At 73.8% G+C, this 21,302-nt stretch carries 20 protein-coding genes; 14 read left to right on the plus strand and 6 right to left on the minus strand.

The window, feature by feature from the left end; genetic code table 11:
• Positions 1 to 1,022, plus strand: a 1,022-nt coding sequence (locus tag AC07FV_RS21425; RefSeq protein WP_479089244.1) for a hypothetical protein, incomplete at its 5' end; no start/stop codon positions are given.
• Complete coding sequence (locus tag AC07FV_RS21430) at positions 914 to 1,693, plus strand: tetratricopeptide repeat protein (RefSeq protein WP_479089245.1); 780 nt, start codon at positions 914 to 916, stop codon at positions 1,691 to 1,693. The genes AC07FV_RS21425 and AC07FV_RS21430, both read left to right, overlap by 109 nt.
• A 64-nt stretch (positions 1,694 to 1,757) precedes the next feature.
• Here the strand turns inward: AC07FV_RS21430 and AC07FV_RS21435 are convergent, their stop codons facing one another.
• Positions 1,758 to 3,050, minus strand: coding sequence for a DUF1015 domain-containing protein (locus AC07FV_RS21435; protein WP_479088949.1), 1,293 nt, complete (start codon positions 3,048 to 3,050; stop codon positions 1,758 to 1,760).
• Positions 3,051 to 3,121: 71 nt separating this feature from the next.
• Here AC07FV_RS21435 and AC07FV_RS21440 point away from each other — a divergent pair, with 71 nt between their 5' ends.
• The 4 genes from AC07FV_RS21440 (at position 3,122) to AC07FV_RS21455 (ending at position 7,235) form a co-directional block, all read left to right on the plus strand.
• Positions 3,122 to 4,159: an HAD-IIA family hydrolase gene (locus tag AC07FV_RS21440; protein WP_479088950.1), complete on the plus strand. Its 1,038-nt coding sequence runs from the start codon at positions 3,122 to 3,124 to the stop codon at positions 4,157 to 4,159.
• A 102-nt stretch (positions 4,160 to 4,261) separates the two neighbouring features.
• Positions 4,262 to 5,308, plus strand: a complete 1,047-nt coding sequence (locus AC07FV_RS21445; RefSeq protein ID WP_356606187.1) for a FecCD family ABC transporter permease — start codon at positions 4,262 to 4,264, stop codon at positions 5,306 to 5,308.
• Between the two features lie 5 nt (positions 5,309 to 5,313).
• A complete protein-coding gene (locus tag AC07FV_RS21450; protein ID WP_479089246.1) occupies positions 5,314 to 6,351 on the plus strand; it encodes a FecCD family ABC transporter permease in 1,038 nt (345 codons plus the stop codon).
• Positions 6,348 to 7,235: an ABC transporter ATP-binding protein gene (locus tag AC07FV_RS21455; RefSeq protein WP_479088951.1), complete on the plus strand. Its 888-nt coding sequence runs from the start codon at positions 6,348 to 6,350 to the stop codon at positions 7,233 to 7,235. The genes AC07FV_RS21450 and AC07FV_RS21455 overlap by 4 nt, the downstream gene beginning before the upstream one ends.
• 96 nt (positions 7,236 to 7,331) lie before the next feature.
• Here AC07FV_RS21455 and AC07FV_RS21460 read toward each other — a convergent pair whose 3' ends face one another.
• On the minus strand, positions 7,332 to 7,679 hold the full coding sequence (locus tag AC07FV_RS21460; protein ID WP_356606183.1) for a sterol-binding protein: 348 nt from the start codon (positions 7,677 to 7,679) through the stop codon (positions 7,332 to 7,334).
• 42 nt (positions 7,680 to 7,721) lie between these two features.
• Here AC07FV_RS21460 and AC07FV_RS21465 point away from each other — a divergent pair, with 42 nt between their 5' ends.
• The 4 genes from AC07FV_RS21465 (at position 7,722) to recN (ending at position 11,738) form a co-directional block, all read left to right on the plus strand.
• A complete protein-coding gene (locus AC07FV_RS21465) occupies positions 7,722 to 8,072 on the plus strand; it encodes a hypothetical protein (RefSeq protein ID WP_479088952.1) in 351 nt (116 codons plus the stop codon).
• A gap of 7 nt (positions 8,073 to 8,079) precedes the next feature.
• Positions 8,080 to 8,895 (plus strand): hemolysin, encoded by an 816-nt coding sequence (locus tag AC07FV_RS21470; protein WP_479088953.1) that lies wholly within the window; start codon positions 8,080 to 8,082, stop codon positions 8,893 to 8,895.
• On the plus strand, positions 8,892 to 9,797 hold the full coding sequence (locus AC07FV_RS21475; RefSeq protein WP_383648493.1) for an NAD kinase: 906 nt from the start codon (positions 8,892 to 8,894) through the stop codon (positions 9,795 to 9,797). The genes AC07FV_RS21470 and AC07FV_RS21475 overlap by 4 nt, the downstream gene beginning before the upstream one ends.
• 222 nt (positions 9,798 to 10,019) lie before the next feature.
• Entirely contained in the window at positions 10,020 to 11,738 is a 1,719-nt protein-coding gene (recN, locus tag AC07FV_RS21480; protein WP_479089247.1) for a DNA repair protein RecN, read from the plus strand.
• Positions 11,739 to 11,876: 138 nt separating this feature from the next.
• On the opposite strand, the gene AC07FV_RS21485 is transcribed toward recN, so the two are convergent.
• Both AC07FV_RS21485 and AC07FV_RS21490 read right to left on the minus strand, forming a co-directional pair.
• Entirely contained in the window at positions 11,877 to 12,305 is a 429-nt protein-coding gene (locus AC07FV_RS21485; protein ID WP_479088954.1) for an ATP-binding protein, read from the minus strand.
• 46 nt (positions 12,306 to 12,351) lie between these two features.
• Complete coding sequence (locus tag AC07FV_RS21490) at positions 12,352 to 12,726, minus strand: STAS domain-containing protein (protein ID WP_479088955.1); 375 nt, start codon at positions 12,724 to 12,726, stop codon at positions 12,352 to 12,354.
• Between the two features lie 169 nt (positions 12,727 to 12,895).
• On the opposite strand from AC07FV_RS21490, the gene AC07FV_RS21495 reads away from it, so the two are divergent.
• From AC07FV_RS21495 to AC07FV_RS21510, 4 genes are all read left to right on the plus strand, one after another.
• Positions 12,896 to 14,557, plus strand: a complete 1,662-nt coding sequence (locus tag AC07FV_RS21495; protein ID WP_479088956.1) for a SpoIIE family protein phosphatase — start codon at positions 12,896 to 12,898, stop codon at positions 14,555 to 14,557.
• On the plus strand, positions 14,554 to 15,792 hold the full coding sequence (locus tag AC07FV_RS21500; RefSeq protein WP_479088957.1) for a cobalamin B12-binding domain-containing protein: 1,239 nt from the start codon (positions 14,554 to 14,556) through the stop codon (positions 15,790 to 15,792). Before AC07FV_RS21495 ends, AC07FV_RS21500 begins: the two co-directional genes overlap by 4 nt.
• A complete protein-coding gene (locus tag AC07FV_RS21505; RefSeq protein ID WP_479088958.1) occupies positions 15,789 to 16,214 on the plus strand; it encodes an STAS domain-containing protein in 426 nt (141 codons plus the stop codon). Before AC07FV_RS21500 ends, AC07FV_RS21505 begins: the two co-directional genes overlap by 4 nt.
• Before the next feature lie 245 nt (positions 16,215 to 16,459).
• The gene (locus tag AC07FV_RS21510) at positions 16,460 to 17,605 is read left to right on the plus strand and encodes a glycosyltransferase family 4 protein (protein WP_479088959.1); all 1,146 of its coding nucleotides are present in this window, start codon (positions 16,460 to 16,462) and stop codon (positions 17,603 to 17,605) included.
• A gap of 28 nt (positions 17,606 to 17,633) precedes the next feature.
• Here the strand turns inward: AC07FV_RS21510 and AC07FV_RS21515 are convergent, their stop codons facing one another.
• Both AC07FV_RS21515 and AC07FV_RS21520 read right to left on the minus strand, forming a co-directional pair.
• On the minus strand, positions 17,634 to 19,268 hold the full coding sequence (locus AC07FV_RS21515) for a PucR family transcriptional regulator (RefSeq protein ID WP_479088960.1): 1,635 nt from the start codon (positions 19,266 to 19,268) through the stop codon (positions 17,634 to 17,636).
• Positions 19,269 to 19,440: 172 nt separating this feature from the next.
• Positions 19,441 to 21,243, minus strand: a complete 1,803-nt coding sequence (locus AC07FV_RS21520; protein WP_356606227.1) for a glycoside hydrolase family 15 protein — start codon at positions 21,241 to 21,243, stop codon at positions 19,441 to 19,443.
• Positions 21,244 to 21,302 lie beyond the last annotated feature (59 nt).

Raw genomic sequence — 21,302 nt, forward strand, 5'->3', positions numbered from 1 at the left:
GCGTCCTTCGTTCCGTCGTGATGACCGACGTGACGACCGGGGTGCGCGCCCCGCCTTCCGCCGTGACGACCGGCGGGACGACCGCCGCGACGACCGTGGCGGCGAGCGTCCTCCGTTCCGTCGTGATGACCGACGTGACGACCGGGGCGGTTTCGGCCGGCGCGATGAGCGGCGTGGTGACGACCGTGGCGGGCAGCGGGGCGGTTTCCGTCGCGACGATCGCCGGGACGACCGTCGTGATGACAACCGTGGTGGAGGCTACGGGCGTCGTGACGATCGGGACCGTGGACCGCGTCGCGATGACCGTGGTGGCGACCGTCCCCCCTTCCGTCGTGACGACCGACGTGATGACCGCCGTGACGACCGTGGCGGCGAGCGTCCTTCGTTCCGTCGTGATGACCGACGTGACGACCGGGGTGCGCGCCCCGCCTTCCGCCGTGACGACCGGCGGGACGACCGCCGCGACGACCGTGGTGGCGACCGGGGCGGTGACCGTCCCCCCTACCGTCGTGACGACCGCGGGGACCGTGGCGGCGAGCGTCCTCCGTTCCGTCGTGACGACCGACGTGATGACCGGGGCGGTGACCGTCCCCCCTTCCGACGCGACGACCGCGGTGACCGGGGCGGTTTCCGGCGGGACGACCGCGGCGACCGCGGTGACCGCGGTGGCTTCCGGCGTGACGACAACCGTGGTGACCGCGGTGGTTTCGGTCGGCGTGACGACCGGGGTGGCGACCGGGGTGGGTTCCGCGGCCGTGACGACCGTCGGGACGACCGCGGTGGACGTGGGCCTGGGCCCCGTCGTGACGACCGCGGTGGGCGGCCCGGTGGATTCCGTGGACGCGACGACCGGGAGGGCGGCGGTGGCCGTTTCCGCGACGAGCGTGACCGTGACCGGGAGCCGATCAAGCGCCTGCCGATCCCCGAGGAGGTCACGGGTTACGAGATCGACCAGGACGTGCGGCAGGAGCTGCAGAGTCTTCCCAAGACGCTCGCCGAGGACGTCGCCCGGAACCTGGTGATGGTCGCCCGGCTCCTCGACGAGGACCCGGAGACGGCCTACGCCTACTCCAAGGTCGCCCTGCGTCTGGCATCCCGGGTCGCCGCCGTACGGGAGGCCGGTGGCTTCGCGGCCTACGCCAACCAGAAGTACAGCGAGGCCCTGGCCGAGTTCCGCGCGGCCCGCCGGATGACCGGGTCGGTCGAGCTGTGGCCGGTCATGGCCGACTGCGAGCGCGGCCTCGGCCGCCCGGAGAAGGCGCTGGACATGGCAGGTGCGCCCGAGGTGCACAAGCTCGACAAGGCCGGTCAGGTCGAGATGCGGCTCGTCGCGGCCGGGGCCCGCCGGGACATGGGGCAGTTGGACGCGGCCATCGTGACGCTGCAGAGCCCCGAGCTGGCCTCCAGCTCCGTACAGCCCTGGACCGCGCGCCTGCGGTACGCCTACGCCGACGCGCTGCTGGCCGCCGGCCGGGAGCAGGAGGCGCGGGAGTGGTTCGCGAAGGCCGTGGAGTCCGACCGCGACGGCAGCACCGACGCCTCCGACCGGCTCGCCGAGCTGGAGGGCGTCGAGTTCACGGACGCCCTCGACGAGGACGAGGATGAGCACGAGGGCGGGCACGAGCGTGAAGGCGCGGACGAGCGCGAGAACGACGTGGTGAAGCCCTCCGCCGAGGACGGCGAGGAAGACTGACGTCCACGACAGCATGACGAAGGGGCGGGACCGGCGCACGGTCCCGCCCCTTCGTCATGCCGGGTCACAGATCAAGCGCACGCAGGACCAGGCCCGAGGCCGGCTTCGGGCCGAAGGACGTCGACTTGCGGGGCATGGTGACACCCTGGCGGGCCAGGTCGCGGACGACCTCCTCGCGGACCGGGTGCATCAGCACCGCCGTACCGCCGTCGCGTTCCGCCTTGTCGACCGTGGCCGCCGTGTCGTGGATGTACGAGACGTGCGCCGCCGAGTCGTCGGGGACGTGCCAGACGTGCGCCAGGAGCGTGGCGTGCAGGACGGTGGCGTCCAGGGTGCGCCAAGCCTCGGGGCGATCGGCGGGCACCGTGTCGGCGAGCAGATCGGGGTCCGGCCGGTCGACCAGGTGGAAGGCACCGTCACCGGCGAGCAGGAAGGCGTTGCCCGCTTCGGCCGCCTCCGCCAGGGCGTCCATGGCCCGCGGCAGGGGAGCGCTCACCCGGCGGACGCGGAAACGGCCGGCCAGGGCGGCCACGGCGTCCGCGACCGGAAGGCCGTGCAGCAGGCGGTGGATGGCGCGGACGCGGAGCGGGTAGCGGACGGTGTCGACCAGCAGGACGAGGCCGTGGTCCCAGGGGCTGGGGGAGGGGTGCTCCGCGCGGAGCGTGCGATAGGTCGCCCAGCGGTGGTGGCCGTCGGCGATCAGGGCCTGGTGGCCGGCCAGCTCGGCGCGTACGCGGTCCACGTCGTCCGGTGCGGTGACCGACCACAGGCGGTGGCAGAAACCGTCCTCCGTGGTCGTCGAGAGCAGCGGAGGCCGCTCGGCGGTGCGCTCCACGACGGTGGTGGTGGCCGCGGTGGCGTCGCCGCCGCGGTAGGTGAGGAGCAGGGGTTCGAGGTTCGCGCAGGTCGCGCGCATGAGGGCCGCGCGGTCGGCGACGACGTGCGGCATCACGTCCTCGTGCGGCAGGACGATCCGCTCGGAGGGGTCCGACACGCGCACCGCGCCGATGATGCCGCGTTGCAGCAGGCCCTCGCCGTCGCGCTGCTCGTAGACGTACAGGCCCGGTTCGGGGTCGGCGGTCAGGACGCCCTCGGAGATCCAGCGTCGCAGGGTGCGGGCCGCCTGTTCGTTGCGCGCCTCGGGCGTGGCGGCCTGAGGCAGGATCAGGCGGACGATGTTGTGCGGATCGGCGGACTCGAGGTGGAGCAGGCCGTCCGGGCGGACCACGACGTCGTAGGGCGGGGACGTCACGGCGGCCAGGCTGCCGACCCGGTCGGGGTCGTAGCGGAGGCCTCGGAACGGGACGAGTTCCAGGCCCCGGGGCGCCGTTGCTTCCGGGTGACCTGCTGTGTTCATCCCGGCATCGTACGTGTGTCGGTGGCATGGGGGATGATCGGGGGAAAGGCGTCGAACGAGGAGCGATGTACATGAGCCGGAGCGTCAGGACGAGGCCCGAGGGCAGTGGGCGGGACCTGAGCGAGGCGTACGACACGGCACTGCTCGACCTGGACGGCGTGGTCTACGCCGGGGGGAACGCGATCGCGCACGCCGTCGAGTCGCTCGCCTCCGCACGGTCGGGCGGCATGCACCTCGCGTACGTCACGAACAACGCGCTCCGGACCCCGGACGCGGTCGCCGAGCACCTGACCGAGCTGGGGATACCGACAGGAGCCGACGACGTCATCACCTCGGCGCAGGCAGTGGCCCGGCTGATCGCCGACCAGGTGCCGTCGGGCGCCCGGGTGCTGGTGATCGGCGGCGAGGGGCTGCGGGTGGCGCTGCGCGAGCGCGGGCTGGAACCCGTGGAGTCGGCGGAGGACGATCCGGCGGCCGTCGTGCAGGGCTTCGGCGGCCCCGATCTCCCCTGGGGGCGGTTCGCGGAGGCCTGCTACGCCGTCGCACGCGGTGTGCCCTGGTACGCCTCCAACACCGACCTGACGATCCCGGGCGCCCGGGGCATCGCACCCGGCAACGGCGCCGCGGTGGAGGTCGTCCGGATCGCCACCGGCGCCGAGCCGCAGGTCGCGGGCAAGCCGTTGCCCCCCATGCACCGGGAGACGATCCTGCGGACCGGCGCGCAGCGGCCGTTGGTGGTCGGGGACCGGCTGGACACGGACATCGAGGGCGCGTTCAACGGGGAGGTGGACTCGCTGCTCGTCCTGACGGGCGTCACCGACGGTGCGCAACTGCTGGCGGCGCCGCCGCAGCACCGGCCGACGTACGTCGACGCCGACCTGCGCGGACTGCTGACCGGGCAACCGGAGGTGGTGGAGGAGGGCGACGGGAACGCCCGCTTCCGCTGCGGCGGGTGGACGGCCACGGTCGGCGCGGAGCGGCTGGAGCTGGAGGGTGACGGAGCGGCGCTGGACGGGCTGCGCGCGCTGTGCGCGGCGGCCTGGACGGCGGGTGGCGACGCGGGCTGCGGACTGGACTCGGGGAAGGCGTTGGCACGACTGGGGCTGTGATGCGGCGTACGGGAGCAGGCAGACTGTGGTTGCCGGTTGCCGGTTGCCGGTTGCCGGTTGCCGAGATCGTGATCGATTGGCAGGGTAGGCTAACCTAACCGGGTGTTGGTCGACAGTCCCCCCGAACAGCGCGCGGAGACCGCCCCCGCGCCGCCCCCGAAGCGCCGTGTCCTGCGCGCGGTCGGTCTGCCCGTCTCGGCGGCCGTGCTGGTCCTCGTCGCGTTGACGAGTATCGCGATCGGCGCGAAGGACCTGTCGCTGGCACAGGTCTGGCACGGCCTCTTCCACGACTCCGGCACCTACGGTGACGTCGTGGTGGGCGAGCGGCTGTCGCGGACCGTGATCGGCCTGCTCGCCGGAGCCGCGCTCGGCCTCGCCGGAGCCGTGCTCCAGGCACTCACCCGCAACCCGCTGGCCGACCCCGGCCTGCTCGGCATCAACGCGGGGGCCTCCGCCGCGGTGGTCACGGCCATCTCCTTCTTCGGCGTCACCTCCCTGACCGGGTACGTGTGGTTCGCCTTCGCCGGTGCGGCCGGGGTCGGCGCGCTGGTCTGGTTCCTGGGCGGCAGCCGGGGGGCCACGCCCGTGCGGCTCGTCCTGGCCGGCACCGCCATCAGCGCGGCGCTCTTCGGCTACCTCCAGGCCGTCATGATCATGGACGACGCGGCGCTGGGCAGGATGCGCTTCTGGACGGTCGGTTCGCTCTCCTCGGCGACCGACGGCACCATCAGGGAGGTGCTGCCCTTCTTCCTGGTCGGCACGGTCCTGGCCCTGGCGCTCTCCCGGCCGCTCAACGCCATGGAGATGGGCGACGACACCGCCAAGGCCCTCGGGGCCAACCTGAACCGCACCCGCGCGCTGTCCATGCTCGCCGCGACCGTGCTCTGCGGCGCCGCGACCGCCGCCTGCGGGCCCATCGTCTTCGTCGGCCTGATGGTCCCGCACATCGTGCGCTCCTTCACCGGCCCCGACATGCGCTGGATCCTGCCGTACGCCGCAATCCTGTCGCCCGTGCTGCTGCTGGGCGCGGACGTGCTCGGCCGGATCGTGGCCCGGCCCTCGGAACTCCAGGTGGGGATCGTCACCGCCGTGCTCGGCGGGCCGGTCTTCATCTATCTCGTACGACGGCGGAGGACGGCCCAGCTGTGAAGACCGTGAAGACCAACCGCGCGGTGCGCAGCCCGGGCGGGCTGTCGTTCCGCCTGGACGTCCGGGCGGCCGTCGTCGTCGTCCTGCTGCTGGTCGTCGCCCTCGCCGCGAGCGTCCTGCTGATCGGCACCGGCGACTTCGAGATCCCGGCCGTCGACGTACTGCGGACCCTGGTGGGGCAGGGCAACCCGGGCCAGGAGTTCATCGTCAACGAACTGCGACTGCCCCGGGTCCTGGTCGGCCTGCTGGTCGGCGCCTCGCTCGGACTGGGCGGCGCGCTGTTCCAGGCCATCTCCCGCAACCCGCTCGGCAGCCCGGACGTGCTCGGCCTCGGGCAGGGCGCGACGGCCGGCGCCCTGACGATGATCGTCCTGTTCTCCGGGGGCTCGGCCCAGGTCACCGGCGGTGCGCTGGTGGGCGGCCTGGTGACCGGTCTCGCCATCTACCTGCTCGCCTGGAAGCAGGGCGTGCACGGTTACCGGCTGGTCCTGGTCGGTATCGGCATGTCCGCGATCGTCACCGCGGTCAACGGCTATCTGCTCACCCGGGCCGACATCGTCGACGCGTCCCGCGCGGTCGTCTGGATGACCGGCTCCCTCGACGGCCGTGACTGGGACCAGGTCTGGCCCCTGCTCGCCCTGTGCGCCGTCCTCGTGCCGCTCGTCCTCACCAACGGGCGGGCGCTGCGGATGATGGAGATGGGCGACGACGTCTCGTACGCCCTCGGGGTGCGCGTCGAGCGCGTGCGGGCGCTGCTGATGGTGGCCGCCGTGCTGCTCACCGCCGCCGCGACCGCCGCCGCGGGGCCGGTCAGCTTCGTGGCGCTCACCGCGCCGCAGCTGGCCCGGCGCCTGACCCGTGCGCCGGGCCCCAACCTGGTGGCGTCGCTGTGCATGGGCGCCGCGCTGCTGGTCGGCGCCGACTGGGTGTCGCAGCGGGCCTTCGGCGCCGAACAGCTGCCCGTCGGCGTGGTCACCGGCGTCCTCGGCGGTATCTACCTGCTGTGGCTGCTGGTCACCGAGCGCAAGGCGGGGCGGATTTGAGCACCGGCGCCGGTATCCGCAGCGGGCTGAACAACCAAAGGAGCAACGTGAACCGCCTGTCAGCCGAGAACGTCACCCTCGCCTACGACCAGCGCGTCATCGCGGAGAAGCTGTCGGTGGAGATACCCGACAACTCCTTCACCGTGATCGTCGGTCCGAACGCGTGCGGCAAGTCCACCCTGCTGCGGGCCCTGTCGCGGATGCTCAAGCCCAGTGAGGGCCGGGTGCTGCTGGACGGCAACGTCATCCAGTCGATGCCGGCCAAGCAGGTCGCCCGGACCCTCGGCCTGCTCCCGCAGTCGTCCATCGCGCCCGACGGCATCACCGTCGGCGACCTCGTCGGCCGGGGCCGCTACCCGCACCAGGGCATCCTGCGCCAGTGGTCCACGGAGGACGAGCGGGTCGTCCAGGAGTCGATGGCCCAGACCGGGATCTCGGAGCTGGCCGAACGCTACGTCGACGAACTCTCCGGCGGCCAGCGCCAGCGGGTGTGGATCGCCATGGCGCTCGCCCAGCAGACCCCGCTGCTGCTCCTCGACGAGCCGACCACCTACCTGGACATCCAGCACCAGATCGACGTCCTCGACCTGTGCGCCGAACTCCACGAGGAGCAGGGCCGCACCCTCGTGGCCGTCCTGCACGACCTCAATCACGCCGCCCGCTACGCCACGCACCTCATCGCCCTGCGCGGCGGGGAGATCATCGCGGAGGGCGCGCCGAAGGACATCGTCACCGCGGAACTCGTCGAGCGGGTCTTCGGACTGCGCTGCCAGGTCATCGACGACCCGGAGACGGGCACCCCGCTGGTGGTGCCGGCCGCGCGCAAGGCACGGGTGACGGCGCCGGGGCGGCCCGAGAAGGCGGTGGTCTCCAAGGCTTCCTGAGACGGCGGCAAGGGCTTCGCCGGGTCGTCGGCGACTCGCGGAGGCGGCGAAGCGGCTCGGTCGCAGGAGCTTCCTGAGCTGCAGGAGTCTCCCGGGCTACAGGAGCTTCCTGAGACGGAACAGGTCCCGCAGCCCCGCCTCCAGCCTCACCCGGCCCGAGCCCCAGGCCTTGGCGAAGTGCAGCTCGCCCTCGACCAGGGCCACCAGGTCGTCCCCGGTCATCGCCAGCCTGATCTCGGCCTTCTCGCGCGGCGGCCCCTCGAGGGTCTCGCGCACGTCGATCCGCCCGTCCGCCATGCGGCCCGCGAACGTGACGTCCAGGTCGGTGATGTGGCAGCTCACCGAGCGGTCCAGCTCGGCGGCCGAGCGCACGTCGCCCTCGGCGTTCCCCATGCTGTCCGCAAGCTTCTCGAGTGCGGCGCGGCACTCCTCGATCGTCGCCATCGGCACCGACCGTACCGCAGCGGCACGCGGTAGCGTCGGGGCATGAGCGACGCAGTGCCGGTGCCCGTGGCCGACGACAGCGAGGCGGACGGGACCGGGGCCCGGGACCTGCCGGGTCGTGATCCCGTGGCCCCAGCCCCTCTCGACGTGCCCCGCCCACTCACCGGAAACGCCGAGGTGGACGCCGGGCTGGCCCGGCTGGCCGACGTCGACCACCTGGCCACCGACGGACACGTCCAGGTGTACGAGGATGTACACCGGGGGCTGCGCGACGCGCTCACCGCGCTCGACGCCCGCCCGGGACCTCCGGTTCCCACCCGTCACCCGACCACCACCCCTCAACGAGGCCCTTCGGACCACGGGTCCGACCGGCCGCACGAACACAGGAGCTGAACCGAACGTGGCAGGAGTCGCACGCCGCCGTCTCGACGCGGAGCTGGTCCGCCGCAACCTGGCGCGCTCGCGCGAGCACGCGAGCCAGCTGATCGCCGCCGGGCGGGTCACCGTCGGCAAGACCGTCGCGACCAAGCCCGCCACGCAGGTGGAGACCGCCGCCGCGATCGTGGTGACCGCCGACGACGGCGACCCCGACTACGTCTCGCGCGGCGGCCACAAGCTGGCCGGCGCCCTGTCGGCGTTCCTGCCGCAGGGGCTCGTCGTCGAGGGGCGGCGGGCGCTGGACGCCGGCGCGTCCACCGGTGGCTTCACCGACGTACTGCTGCGGGCCGGCGCGGCGCACGTCGTCGCCGTGGACGTCGGATACGGGCAACTCGCCTGGAGTCTGCGGCAGGATGAACGCGTCACCGTCAAGGACCGTACGAACGTACGGGAGTTGACGCCGGAAGCGATCGACGGGGAGCTGGTGGACCTGGTGGTGGGGGACCTGTCCTTCATCCCGCTCGGACTGGTACTGCCCGCGCTGGTGCGGTGCACGCGACCGGACGCCGACCTGGTGATGATGGTGAAGCCGCAGTTCGAGGTGGGCAAGGAGCGGCTGGGCAGCGGGGGAGTGGTACGCAGTGCGCAGCTGCGGGCCGAGGCCGTGCGGGGTGTCGCCCGCAGGGCCTGGGAACTGGGGCTCGGTGTGAGGGGGGTCACGGCCAGTCCGCTGCCCGGACCCTCCGGCAACGTCGAGTACTTTCTGTGGCTGCGGGCCGGGGCCGGTGAACTGGACCCGGCCGACGTTGACCGTGCAGTGGCGGAGGGGCCGCGTTGACACAGAACCGAGCTCGTACTGTTTTCCTGCTCGCCCACACCGGGCGGCCGGCGGCCATCCGCAGCGCGGAGCTCGTGGTCAAGGGCCTGCTGCACGCCGGCATCGGGGTGCGTGTCCTGGAGGCGGAGGCCTGTGACCTGCCGCTGCCCAGCGAGGTGGAGCTGGTCGGAGAGGCCACCCCGCAGTGCCTCGACGGGTGCGAGCTGCTGATCGTGCTGGGCGGTGACGGGACGCTGCTCCGCGGCGCCGAGTTCGCCCGCGCCTCCGGGGTGCCCATGCTCGGCGTCAACCTGGGCCGGGTCGGCTTCCTCGCCGAGGCCGAGCGCGACGACCTGGACAAGGTCGTCGACCGGGTGGTGAGCCGGGCGTACGAGGTCGAGGAGCGGATGACCGTCGACGTCGTCGTGCACCGCAACGGGGACATCGTGCACACCGACTGGGCGCTGAACGAGGCCGCCGTGCAGAAGGCCGGCGCCGAGAAGCTGCTGGAAGTCGTGCTGGAGATCGACGGGCGGCCGGTGACGGGCTTCGGCTGCGACGGCATCGTGCTGTCCACGCCGACCGGATCGACGGCGTACGCCTTCTCGGCCGGGGGGCCGGTGGTGTGGCCCGAGGTCGAGGCGCTGCTCATGGTACCGATCAGCGCGCACGCGCTGTTCGCGAAGCCGCTGGTGACCTCGCCGGACTCGGTGCTCGCGGTGGAGGTGCTGCCGCACATCCCGCCGGGAGTGCTGTGGTGCGACGGGCGGCGGACGGTGGAGCTGCCGCCGGGCGCGCGGGTCGAGGTGCGGCGGGGGGCGGTGCCGGTACGGCTGGCCCGGCTGCACCACGCCTCCTTCACCGACCGCCTGGTCGCGAAGTTCGCGCTGCCGGTGTCCGGGTGGCGCGGGGCGCCGCACTAGGACTGACCCGGCGTGGCGCCCCGATCCCCGCGTTCGCGGGGAGCACCGTATCCGGAGCTCGTCGAGCACGGACACGACCGGACCATCCCCGCGGCAGCGGGGAGCAGTACCCGTGCAACGAGCGACCCGTCCGCAGGTGACGGCCTGCGACTGCCCCGGTCGGGTGGGGTGGCGTCGCACACCGCGGGCGAAACCTCGTATGGTCGGTCCGTGCTTGAGGAGATGCGGATACGGTCGCTCGGGGTCATCGACGACGCCGTGGTCGAGTTGTCGCCCGGGTTCACCGCTGTCACCGGTGAGACGGGTGCCGGCAAGACCATGGTGGTCACCAGCCTGGGGCTGCTGCTGGGCGGGCGCGCGGACGCCGCCCTCGTACGGATCGGCGCGAAGCACGCCGTGGTCGAGGGGCGGATCGCCGTACCCGGCGACGCGGCGGTCGCCGTCCGGGCCGAGGAGGCCGGGGCCGAGCTGGACGACGGGGCGCTGCTGATCAGCCGCACCGTGTCGGCCGAGGGGCGCTCGCGGGCGCACCTGGGCGGGCGGTCCGTGCCCGTGGGCGTGCTCGCCGAGCTGGCCGACGAACTGGTGGCCGTGCACGGGCAGACCGATCAGCAGGGGCTGCTCAAACTGACCCGCCAGCGGCAGGCACTGGACCGGTACGCCGGGGACGCGGTCACCGGGCGGCTCGCCAAGTACGCCGAGGCCTACCGGCGGCTGCGGGCCGTCGCCCGCGAGCTGGAGGAGATCACCACCCGCGCGCGCGAACGCGCCCAGGAGGCCGATCTGCTCCGCTACGGCCTCGACGAGATCGCCGCCGTGGAGCCGCTCGCCGGTGAGGACGCCGAGCTGGCCGAGGAGGCGGAGCGCCTGGGCCACGCCGAGGCCCTCGCGTCGGCCGCCACGGTCGCGCACGCCGCGCTGGCGGGCAACCCGGAGGACCCCGAGGGTGTCGACGCGTCGACGCTGGTGGCGGGCGCGCAGCGGGCCCTGGACGCCGTACGGTCGCACGACCCGGCGCTGGCCGCGCTCGCCGAGCGGATCGGTGAGGTCGGCATCCTGCTGCGGGACGTGGCCGGCGAACTCGCCGGGTACGCCGACGACCTGGACGCCGACCCGCTGCGGCTGGCGGCGGTCGAGGAGCGGCGGGCCGCGCTCACCGCGCTGACCCGCAAGTACGGCGAGGACGTCGCCGCCGTGCTGACCTGGGCCGAGCAGGGCGCCGCGCGGCTGACCGAGCTGGACGGCGACGACGAGCGGATCGGCGAGCTGACCGCCGAACGGGACGCGCTCCGGGCCGAACTGGGCGGGCTGGCACAGGCGCTCACGGACGCGCGGACGGAGGCCGCCGAGCGGTTCGCCGCCGCGGTGACCGCCGAGCTGGCCTCGCTGGCCATGCCCCACGCGCGGGTGTCCTTCGAGATCCGGCAGACCGAGGACCCCGAGGGCGTGGAGGTGGGCGGCCGCACGGTCGCCTACGGGCCGTCGGGCGCCGACGAGGTCGAGCTGCTGCTCGCCCCGCACCCGGGCGCCCCGCCGCGGCCGATCGCCAAGGGGGCCTCCGGTGGTGAACTGTCACGCGTGATGCTCGCCGTGGAGGTCGTCTTCGCCGGTACGGACCCGGTGCCGACGTACCTCTTCGACGAGGTCGACGCCGGTGTCGGCGGCAAGGCGGCCGTCGAGATCGGGCGGCGCCTGGCGAGGCTGGCGAAGAGCGCGCAGGTCGTGGTCGTCACCCACCTCCCGCAGGTGGCCGCGTTCGCCGACCGGCAGCTGCTGGTGGAGAAGACGAACGACGGCTCGGTGACCCGCTCGGGCGTCAAGGTGCTGGAGGGCGAGGAGCGCGTCCGGGAGCTGTCCCGGATGCTGGCCGGCCAGGAGGACTCGGAGACGGCCCGGGCGCACGCCGAGGAACTGCTCGCGACGGCCAGGGCAGACGCGTAGCCGGGCCGCCCGTCCCCGCGGTGACGCCCGGACCCGCGCGCCGAGGCTGTCCCGCGGGCGGCTCGGACCCGGGCATCGCGGGCGTCGGGCGGGGGCCGCTCCCCGGGTGGGGGGCGGTCTCGGCCCGTGCCGGGTGGTTCAGAGGGCCGGGGCCTCGTAGGCCAGAACGGCCTCGACCGTCTTCCCCGGTGGAGCCGGGGTGATGGTGACGGACCGGCTCAGCCGCTGGATCAGCGGCCAGCCGAAGCCGCCCAGCCGGCCCGCGGGGTCCTGTGACGAAGTCGACGCCGCGGTGCGGGGACGGTCGTCGGACCGGTCGCTGACCGCGACGCGCAGCCCTTCGGGTGTGAGGGCGACGTGGAAGGCCGTGAGGCCCCCGCCGTGCCTCAGCGCGTTGGTCACCAGCTCGGAGGTGACCAGCAGGATGTCGTTGACCACCGTCGGGGACAGTGTCTCCGGGTGGGTGTCCAGTACGTCCTGCACCCGCGCGCGTGCCTCCGCGGCCGTCGTCGGCAGCGAGGACCGGTCGTCGGCCGTGCCGGAGACCGTCGTCCTTCCCCCGGTCATCCGTTCGTCCCCCATCCCGGCGCCGGAGCCTCGCCTGTGAGGCCGGTCACCGGATCACGTTCCCGCCGGTCTCCGCGGCACGGACGCCCGCGGTGGCGACCGGTACGGAGGGGGCGACGGTGAAGGCGTCCGCGGTGTCCGTGACGTGCAGCAGCCGGGAGACGGTCGTGCTCGGCCGGGCGAGGACGAGGGGGGTGCCGACCGTACCGTGGTGCCGCCTGGCCCGTAGGAGCAGGTGCAGGAACGCCGAGTCGGCGAACACGACCCCGGCGAGGTCCAGTACGGTGCCGGTGCTGCCCTCGGGGACGTGGGTGAGAGCATGAGCGAGGGTGTCGATCGTCTCGAGGTCGAACTCCCCGCTGACACTCACGATGCGTACGCCGCCCTCCAGGGTCGTCCGCACTTCCTGATCTTCGCTCATCACGGCATTGTGGCAGCCCCGGGCCGACCTGTGACAGACCGGCCCGGGCAGGCACGAGAAGCCCGGGACGGGGAAGACGGGTTGAAGACGCGGAGGCGTTGGGACATGGTGGGACGGAACGTGTCTTTCAGGGAAGGTGATGGGGCCCCTAGCGTGCGGTCTCGCGAAGATGACGATTTTTGAGGACGCTCCGGCGCAGCCGCACGGTTCCCCTCCGAGTATCGGGGCCGCGTGGATGAGCGCGCCCTACCCGGTCGTCGTCGCGGACGCGGACGGCCGGATCGCGCGGACGAACGCCGCCGCCACCGCCCTGTTCCCCGGCGCCGCCCCCGGGGTGGCCCTGGACGACGTGGCGCCCCCCTGGCTCGCCGACGCCCACCGGCACACCGCCGGACGCGACCTCGCCGTCCCGGCGCGGTCGGTCCGGGGACCGCACCGGAACCTGACACTGGAGGCGCACCCCACTCCGGGGGCCGACGGTGACGTGGTGTGGTGGCTGGTCGACGACACCGACCGGTTGCAGGCCGAGAGCGCGCTCCGCAGCGAGCAGCAGCGCACCGCCTTCCTCGCCGAGACCTCCACCCAGTTGCTCGCGTCGCTGAACGTACGGCGCTGCATGGACGTCACGGTCCAGCTGGCGGCCGAGAACCTGGCCGACGCCGCGCTCCTCGTGGCCCCCGCCAACGGGCGGCAGCACCCGCTCGCCGGCAGCGTGCGGGGTGCCCCGGCCAGGCACACCACCGCCCGGATCGACCCGGCGTCCGTGCCCGGCCTCGGCGAGGCGCTCCAGGGGTTCCCGCCGGTGCCGTCGCGGTGGATCGACCCCGCGGCCCTGCCGGACTGGGCACTGCCCGAGGGCTTCGCGGGCGAGGTGGGCTCCGTCGTCGTCTGCCCGCTGCCCGGGCACGGTGTGCCTGCCGGGGCGCTGATCCTGCTGCGGCACAGCGAGCACGCGGCGTTCGACGAGAGCGAGGAGGCCGTCGCCCGGCTGTTCGCCGCGCGCGCCGGGTCCGCCCTCTCGGCCGCCCGGCTGTACTCGGAGCAGACGAGCATCACCGCGACCCTCATGGCCGACCTGCTGCCGCCCTCGCTGCGGCAGGTGCACGGTGTCGAGTTCGCGGGCGGCTACCGAGCGTCCCGCGACACCGAGCGGGTCGGCGGCGACTTCTACGACGTGCATCCCGGAGCGGGACCGGGGGAGGAGACGCTCGCCGTCCTCGGCGACGTGTGCGGGAAGGGACTGGACGCCGCCGTCCTCACCGGCAAGATCCGCAACACGCTCCAGGCGCTGCTGCCCATGGCGGACGACCACGAGAACATGCTGCGCCTCCTCAACGGCGCGCTCCTGAACGGCAGTCACACCCGGTTCGCGACGCTCGTCCTGGCCTCGGTCGTCCGGCGTGGCGGGCAGGTCCGCCTGCGGCTGACCAGCGCGGGTCACCCGCCGCCCCTGATCGTGCGCCACAGCGGGGCCGTGGAGGAAGCCGAGACGTCCGGGACGCTCATCGGCGCGCTGCCCCGGATCCGTGCGCGCACCGCGCACGTCGACCTGGCTCCGGGGGAGACGTGCCTGATGTACACCGACGGCATCACGGAGGCCAGGGGCGGGCCGCTGGGGGACACCATGTTCGGGGAGGCACGGCTGCGGGCGGCCGTCGCCGACTGCGCCGGGATGCCGGCGGAAGCCGTGGTCGAACGCGTCCAGCTGCTCGCCTCCGACTGGATCGTCGACCAGCGGCACGACGACATGGCCCTGGTGGCGATCACCGCGCCGCAGCTGGCGCACCTGACAGCGGTGGACGGTCACACACCGGGCAGGTACACGGCATGATCCACACCGAGACCGAGACCGAGACCGAGACCGAGACCGAGGCTGGTACCGAGAGCGAGGCTGGGACCGATTCCGAGACCGGGAAGGATCCCGGCACCGGGACCGACTCCGATTCCGACGCGACGGGAGCCGAACCGAGAGGCGGCAGACCCCGGCCCGTGCCGGAGTTGCGCACCGCGCTGTGGCGGGCGGTCACGGAACGCGACGAGCGGGCGGCCGGGCAGGTCGTCTTCGGCGCGCTGGACAGCGGCTTCTCCGCGGAGGAGGTGCTCCTGGACGTCATCGTCCCCGTCCAGGTGCGGGTCGGCTCGGAGTGGGCCGCGGGGCGGATCAGTGTCGCGCAGGAACACGCGGCCACCGCGATACACGACCGGATCATCGCCGCCATGGCGCACCGGAGCACCGCCGGTGCCGACGCCGCACCGCGCACGGCGGGCACGGTGACCGTCGCCTGTGTGGACGGGGAGTGGCACGCGCTGCCGGCGCGGATCCTCGCGGAGGTACTGCGGGGCCGCGGCTACGAGGTCGACTTCCTCGGCGCCCAGGTCCCCACCCCGCACCTGGTGGCCCACATGCACCGCACCGCCCCGGACGTCCTGGCCCTGTCCTCGTCGCTGCCCACCCGGCTCCCCGCGGCGCACACGGCCATCACCGCCGTCCAGGCCCTCGGCATCCCCGTCCTGGCCGGGGGCGCCGCCTTCGGCGAGGACGGCCGCCACGCCCGCCTGCTGGGAGCGGACGCCTGGGCACCAAACGCGCGCGCCGCCGCCGACCTCCTCGGCCGCGGCGTCCCCCGGCCACGTGCCGGCGCGGCCCACCTGACGGTCGACGACCTGCCGCACCTGACCGACCAGGAATACACCCTCGTCGTCCGGAGCAAGGCACAGCTGGTCAGGAACACCCTGGCCGGCCTCGACGCACGTCTGCCCGCGATGCGCGCCTACACCGACGCCCAGCGCGAGCGCACCGCCGAGGACGTCGCCCACGTCGTCGACTTCCTCTCCGCCGCCCTCTACACCGACGACGTCCGGCTGTTCACCGGCTTCCTGGACTGGACCGCCGACATCCTGGAGGCCCGCGGGGTACCGGCCACCGTGCTGCGCCCCACGCTCGTCGTCCTGGCGGACGAGGTGAAGGACTTCCCACGGGCGCTGCGCCTCCTCGAGCGAGGCCGAGCGGTGCTCGACGCACGCCACCCCCGTCACACCATCCCCGGACCCGGAATGACCGCATGACGACACGCCCCCAGAACGACTTCCACGTCACCGTCACCCCCCTGGAATCCGGGGAGGTACTGCTGCGGCTCAGCGGCGACCTCGACTACGACAGCGCCGACGAGCTGCTGGCCGCCGCCCGCGACCGGCTCGCGCATGAACCGGTGCCCCGCGTGGTGCGGCTGGACTGCGCGCGGCTCACCACCTGCGACTCGATGGGCCTGGCCACGCTCCTGATGATCGAGCGGCTCGCCGGGGACATCGGAGCCGCGCTCCGGATGGACGGCCGCCCCCACTTCCTCGGCCGCCTGCTGGAAGTCACCGGCACCCTGGAGTACTTCGCGCCCGCACCGTCCGCCGAGTCCCCTGCCTCCACGGAGGCGGAGGGTGTCCGCCGCGCTCGGCAGCCCGACGGCCAGGCGCGCTCCGACCAGGGATCGTGACCCGACGGGCCGAGGTCCACCGGCGAAACACAGCGAGGCGGCTCGTTCACTCGTGTGAGTGAATTGGCCCTGTCTCGTTGCCCCGCCGGCCGCCCGCGCGCGACGGTCGTCGTTCCCGGAACACCCGTACGGCCTGGCATCCTTGACGGTGTGCCGCACGGGAGACCGCGCTGCACGCCCTCCCCGCACCATCGTTCTGTACGTTCTTCGTGACCGCCCCCCGCCGAACCAGGAGCCCCGGCCACGTGACCCCCGTGAGCAGCCACGCCCCGCACGGCCAGTCGCCGCTGCGCACCGTGCAGGTGCTGGGCGGCGGCAACGCCGGCAGCAGCGCGCATGTGCGCTCCCTGGCCGCGGGGCTCGTCGCACGGGGCGTGAAAGTGACGGTGTGCGCCCCCACCGATGCGGAACGCATCTACGACTTCACAGGCGCCGGAGCGGACCATGTGCACGTACCGCGCAGCAGCGATCCCGTCTCCGTGGCCGCGCTGCGGGCGGTCTGCGCGGACGCCGACCTGGTGCACGCGCACGGGCTGCACGCCTCCTTCCGTGCCGCGCTGGCCCTCGGCGGGCGCCGCGTCCGCACCCCGCTGGTCGTCACCTGGCACGACCGGGCCCACGCCGAGGGTGCGCGCGCCCATCTGCTGCGCGTCCTGGAACGCCGGGTGATGAAGGCCGCCGCCGTGGTGCTCGGCGCCACCTCGGAGCTGGTCGACGCGGCACGGGGGGCCGGTGCGCGGGACGCCCGGCTCGGACCCGTCGCGCTGCCCGCCCGCCCCTGCGGGCCGGCCGAGCCCGACGACCCGGACCGGCGCCGTGCCAAGACCCGGGCCGAACTCGGTGCGACCGGCCGCCCGTTGCTCATCGCCGTCGGTTCCCTGGAGGAGCACCGGGGGTACGACGTCCTGCTCGACGCGGCGCGCGCGTGGCGCCGTCTCGACCCGGTGCCGCTGGTCGTCGTCGCGGGTGAGGGTCCCGCGCGCCCGCGGTTGCAGCGGCGGATCGAGGACGAAGGGCTGCCGGTGGTCCTCATCGGCAGCCGTGACGACGTCGGCGACCTGCTGGCCGCGGCCGACCTCGCGCTGCTGCCGAGCCGCCGGGAGGCGCGTTCCGTCCTCGCCCAGGAGGCGCTCCCCGCGCGGCTGCCGCTCGTGGCGAGCGACGCGGGCGGGACCCCCGAACTCGTGGGCGACGCCGCCGAGATCGTCCCGGCCGGGGACGCGGACGCGTTCGCCCGCGCAGTCGTCCGGCTGCTGGACGACCCCCGGCGGTGCGAGGAGCTGAGGGACAGGGGTGTGCGGCAGGCCGCCACCTGGCCGACCGAGGACGAGACCGTCGCCCAGGTCCTCAGCGTCTACGACGAGTTGACGCAGCCCACGCCGATGCTCTGAACGGGCCCGGCCCAGGACCCGGACCCGCTCACGGGAGGTGCCGGCGGGCGCGCAGGGCCAGGCTCAACGCCAGCACGGTCTGCGGGTCGTCGAGGTCCGTGCCCAGCAACTCCCCGATACGCGCCAGCCGGTTGTAGAGCGTCTGCCGGTTGAGGTGGAGTTCGCGTGCCGTCTCCGCCTTGCGCCCGGCGTGCGCCAGATACGTCTGGAGCGTGGGCAGCAGGGGCGGCCTCGACCGCTCGTCGTGGTCCCGGAGGGGGCCGATCGCCCGGTCCACGAAGGCCGCGAGGTCCGGATGGTCACGCAGCCGCCACAGCAGCAGGTCGATGTCGAGGCGCCGGGCGTCGTACCAGGGCCGGTCGGTGAGCCCCTGGGCCGCGGTCGCCGTCTCCGCCGCGTGCCGCAGGCCCGCCGACGCCGCCGTCCAGCCGCCGGCCACCCCGACGACCACGACGGGCGGCTGTGCCCCCGGCCGGCGCATCCCGGCCCGTTCCACGCCTGCCCGCAGTGCCGCCGCGACCCGGTCCGCGACCGACGTCCGCTCCGACTCCGAGCGCAGGCCCACCAGGAGCGGGACCCGGCCCTCGACCGGACGTACGCCCAGCAGGACCGGCACCCCGACGGACGCCAGCTCCTCGGCCACCGCACGCGCCAGCACCGCCCAGCCGCCGCCGGAGGGGGACAGCGCGTCGCCGAGCCGCATCACCACCGGGAGCAGGGGACCGTCGCCGGGTTTGAAGCCCAGGACGCGTGCCTGCGCCGGGGCATCCGCCGCGGTGATCCGCCCCTCGGCGAGGTCGGTGAGGAAGTCGCCGCGCCCGCGCGCCGCCAGCTCCTCCTCCTGCCGCGCCTGCATCAGCACCACGGCGAGGATGCCGGCCGCCCGCTCCGCCGCCATCCGGTGCACCGGCGCCAGCGGGGACCGTACGGGCAGCAGGACGAGCCGGGCGCGCACCGAACCGGCGCCCGGGCCGCCGCCGGGCACGTCCACCAGGACCGAGCCCGCCGGGGGAGGGGCGTCCTTGTGCGGGCCGCGCAGCCCCTCCCACACCTGGAGCGGGTCGGCGCCCTCGGGGCCGGAGCCGGCGGCGTACAGCAGGCGGCCGTCGGTGGTCTCCAGGAAGACCGGGTTGTCCCCGAAGCCGGCCAGGATGCCGAGCACCTGGGGCACCCCGCCACCGCCCAGCAGGGCCTCCGTGCAGCGGCGGTGCACCTCCTCGGCCCGCTGGAGCAGCGCGTAGTGACCGTTGACGATCTCGGTGTGGACCTCCTCCGTGACCGTCACGAAGGGCACCTCGCGGTGGAGCTGCACCAGGGGCAGCCCGGCCGTGCGGGCGGTGTCCACGAGGGTCGCGGGCAGCCGGGTGAAACGCGGGCCCAGCTCCACGACGAGGGCCGCGATACCGCGCTCGGCGAGCGTGCGGACGAAGGCGCGCTGCTCGGCCGGGCGGGTGCCGAGGCCGTAACCGGTGGTCAGCAGGAGTTCCCCGCCCTTGAGCAGGGAGGCGATGTTGGGCACCTCCCCGGCGTGGACCCAGCGCACGGTGCGGTGCAGGCGGTCGGCACCGGCGAGGATCTCCGGCAGGCCGCTGCGCAGACCGGGGAGTTCCAGGGCGCGCTGCACGGTGATCCCCGACGGCGGGGGTGCGCTGGGGCTGTTCATGCAGCGGACGGTACCCGGGGGTGGCCTGCGGGTACATCTCGGGCGTCCGGCGACGGCCGAGGGAGCCCGTGGGCCCCGGGGGATGCCGCCGCGCCCGCCCGTGCCGCCCCTGGGGGCACCCCCGGGCCGTTCAGGCCCCGCGGGGAGGCACGACCGTCCGCGGCGGCGTCCGTCAGCCCCCGTACGCCCCGCTCGCCGTGAGCCGCAGGGCGGTGTCGATCAGGGGGACGTGACTGAAGGCCTGCGGGAAGTTGCCCACCTGGCGCTGGAGGCGGGGGTCCCACTCCTCGGCCAGCAGACCGAGGTCGTTGCGCAGGGCCAGGAGCTTCTCGAAGAGCTTGCGCGCCTCGTCCACCCGGCCGATCATCGCCAGGTCGTCGGCCATCCAGAACGAGCAGGCCAGGAAGGCCCCCTCGTCGCCGGGCAGGCCGTCCACGCCCTCGTCGCCGCCCTCCGTCGGGTAGCGCAGGATGAAGCCGTCCGAGGTGGACAGCTCCCGCTGGATGGCCTCGATGGTGCCGATGACCCGCTTGTCGTCCGGCGGCAGGAAGCCCATCTGCGGGATCAGCAGCAGCGAGGCATCCAGCTCCTGGGAGCCGTAGGACTGCGTGAACGTGTTGCGTTCCTTGTCGTAGCCCTTCTCGCACACGTCCCGGTGGATGTCGTCGCGCAGCTGCTTCCAGCGCTCCAGCGGGCCGTCGGCGTCCCCGGACTCGATCAGCTTGATGGTGCGGTCGACGGCGACCCAGGCCATCACCTTGGAGTGCACGAAGTGGCGGCGCGGGCCGCGCACCTCCCAGATGCCCTCGTCCGGCTCCTGCCAGTGGTCCTCCAGGTAGCGGATCAGCTTGAGCTGGAGCACCGAGGCGTAGTCGTTGCGCGACAGGCCCGTCATGTGGGCCAGGTGCAGCGCCTCGGTGACCTCGCCGTAGACGTCCAGCTGGAGCTGGTGGGCCGCGCCGTTGCCGACCCGCACCGGGGTGGAGCCCTCGTAACCGGGCAGCCAGTCCAGCTCCGCCTCGCCCAGCTCGCGCTCACCGGCGATGCCGTACATGATCTGGAGGTTCTCCGGATCACCGGCGACCGCGCGCAGCAGCCACTCGCGCCAGGCGCGGGCCTCCTCGCGGTAGCCGGTGCGCAGCAGCGAGGACAGGGTGATGGCCGCGTCGCGCAGCCAGGTGTAGCGGTAGTCCCAGTTGCGGACGCCGCCGATGTCCTCCGGCAGGGAGGTGGTGGGCGCGGCCACGATGCCGCCCGTGGGGGCGTACGTCAGGGCCTTCAGCGTGATCAGGGAGCGGACCACGGCCTCCCGGTAGGGACCGTGGTACGTACAGTGCTCGACCCAGTCGCGCCAGAACTCCTCCGTCGCCTCCAGGGACTGCTCCGGCTCGGGCAGCGCCGGCGGCTCCTTGTGCGAGGGCTCCCACGAGATCGTGAAGGCGATCCGGTCACCCGGCGCGACCGTGAAGTCCGCGTAGGTCGTCAGCGCCTTGCCGTAGGTCTCGACCTCCGTGTCGAACCACACGGAGTCGGGGCCCGCGACGGCCACCGTGCGGCCCTCGTGCTTGTGCACCCAGGGGACCACGCGGCCGTAGCTGAACCGCATCCGCAGCTCCGAGCGCATCGGCACCCGGCCGGAGACGCCCTCCACGATCCGGATCAGCTGGGGCGCGCCGTCGCGCGGCGGCATGAAATCGATCACCCTGACGGTGCCGCGCGGCGTGTCCCACTCGGACTCCAGCACCAGCGAGTCGCCGCGGTAGGTCCGCCGGGCCGCGGTGGGCGGCTCGGCGCCGGGGGCGTAGGCGGGGCCCATCCGCCAGAACCCGTGTTCTCCGGTACCCAGCAGACCGGCGAAGATGGCATGCGAGTCGAAGCGGGGCAGGCACAGCCAGTCGACTGTGCCGTCCCGGCAGACCAGGGCAGCGGTCTGCATGTCTCCGATGAGTGCGTAGTCTTCGATGCGCCCGGCCACGTGCAACTCCAGTCGAACGGCCACGTCACCCCGCGTGGGGGCGGTCGCTAGTGCGGTCA

The sequence above is a fragment of the Streptomyces sp. NPDC045956 genome, assembly GCF_056430705.1.

Bases quoted from the DNA above. Each gene is read 5' to 3' on its own strand.
- AC07FV_RS21505 (WP_479088958.1), top strand. From the start codon at position 15,789: ATGACGACACGCCCCCAGAACGACTTCCACGTCACCGTCACCCCCCTG.
- AC07FV_RS21440 (WP_479088950.1), top strand. From the start codon at position 3,122: ATGAGCCGGAGCGTCAGGACGAGGCCCGAGGGCAGTGGGCGGGACCTG.
- AC07FV_RS21500 (WP_479088957.1), top strand. From the start codon at position 14,554: ATGATCCACACCGAGACCGAGACCGAGACCGAGACCGAGACCGAGGCT.
- AC07FV_RS21515 (WP_479088960.1), bottom strand. From the start codon at position 19,268: ATGAACAGCCCCAGCGCACCCCCGCCGTCGGGGATCACCGTGCAGCGC.
- AC07FV_RS21495 (WP_479088956.1), top strand. From the start codon at position 12,896: ATGACGATTTTTGAGGACGCTCCGGCGCAGCCGCACGGTTCCCCTCCG.
- AC07FV_RS21460 (WP_356606183.1), bottom strand. From the start codon at position 7,679: ATGGCGACGATCGAGGAGTGCCGCGCCGCACTCGAGAAGCTTGCGGAC.
- AC07FV_RS21465 (WP_479088952.1), top strand. From the start codon at position 7,722: ATGAGCGACGCAGTGCCGGTGCCCGTGGCCGACGACAGCGAGGCGGAC.
- AC07FV_RS21435 (WP_479088949.1), bottom strand. From the start codon at position 3,050: ATGAACACAGCAGGTCACCCGGAAGCAACGGCGCCCCGGGGCCTGGAA.
- AC07FV_RS21490 (WP_479088955.1), bottom strand. From the start codon at position 12,726: ATGAGCGAAGATCAGGAAGTGCGGACGACCCTGGAGGGCGGCGTACGC.
- recN (WP_479089247.1), top strand. From the start codon at position 10,020: ATGCGGATACGGTCGCTCGGGGTCATCGACGACGCCGTGGTCGAGTTG.
- AC07FV_RS21485 (WP_479088954.1), bottom strand. From the start codon at position 12,305: ATGACCGGGGGAAGGACGACGGTCTCCGGCACGGCCGACGACCGGTCC.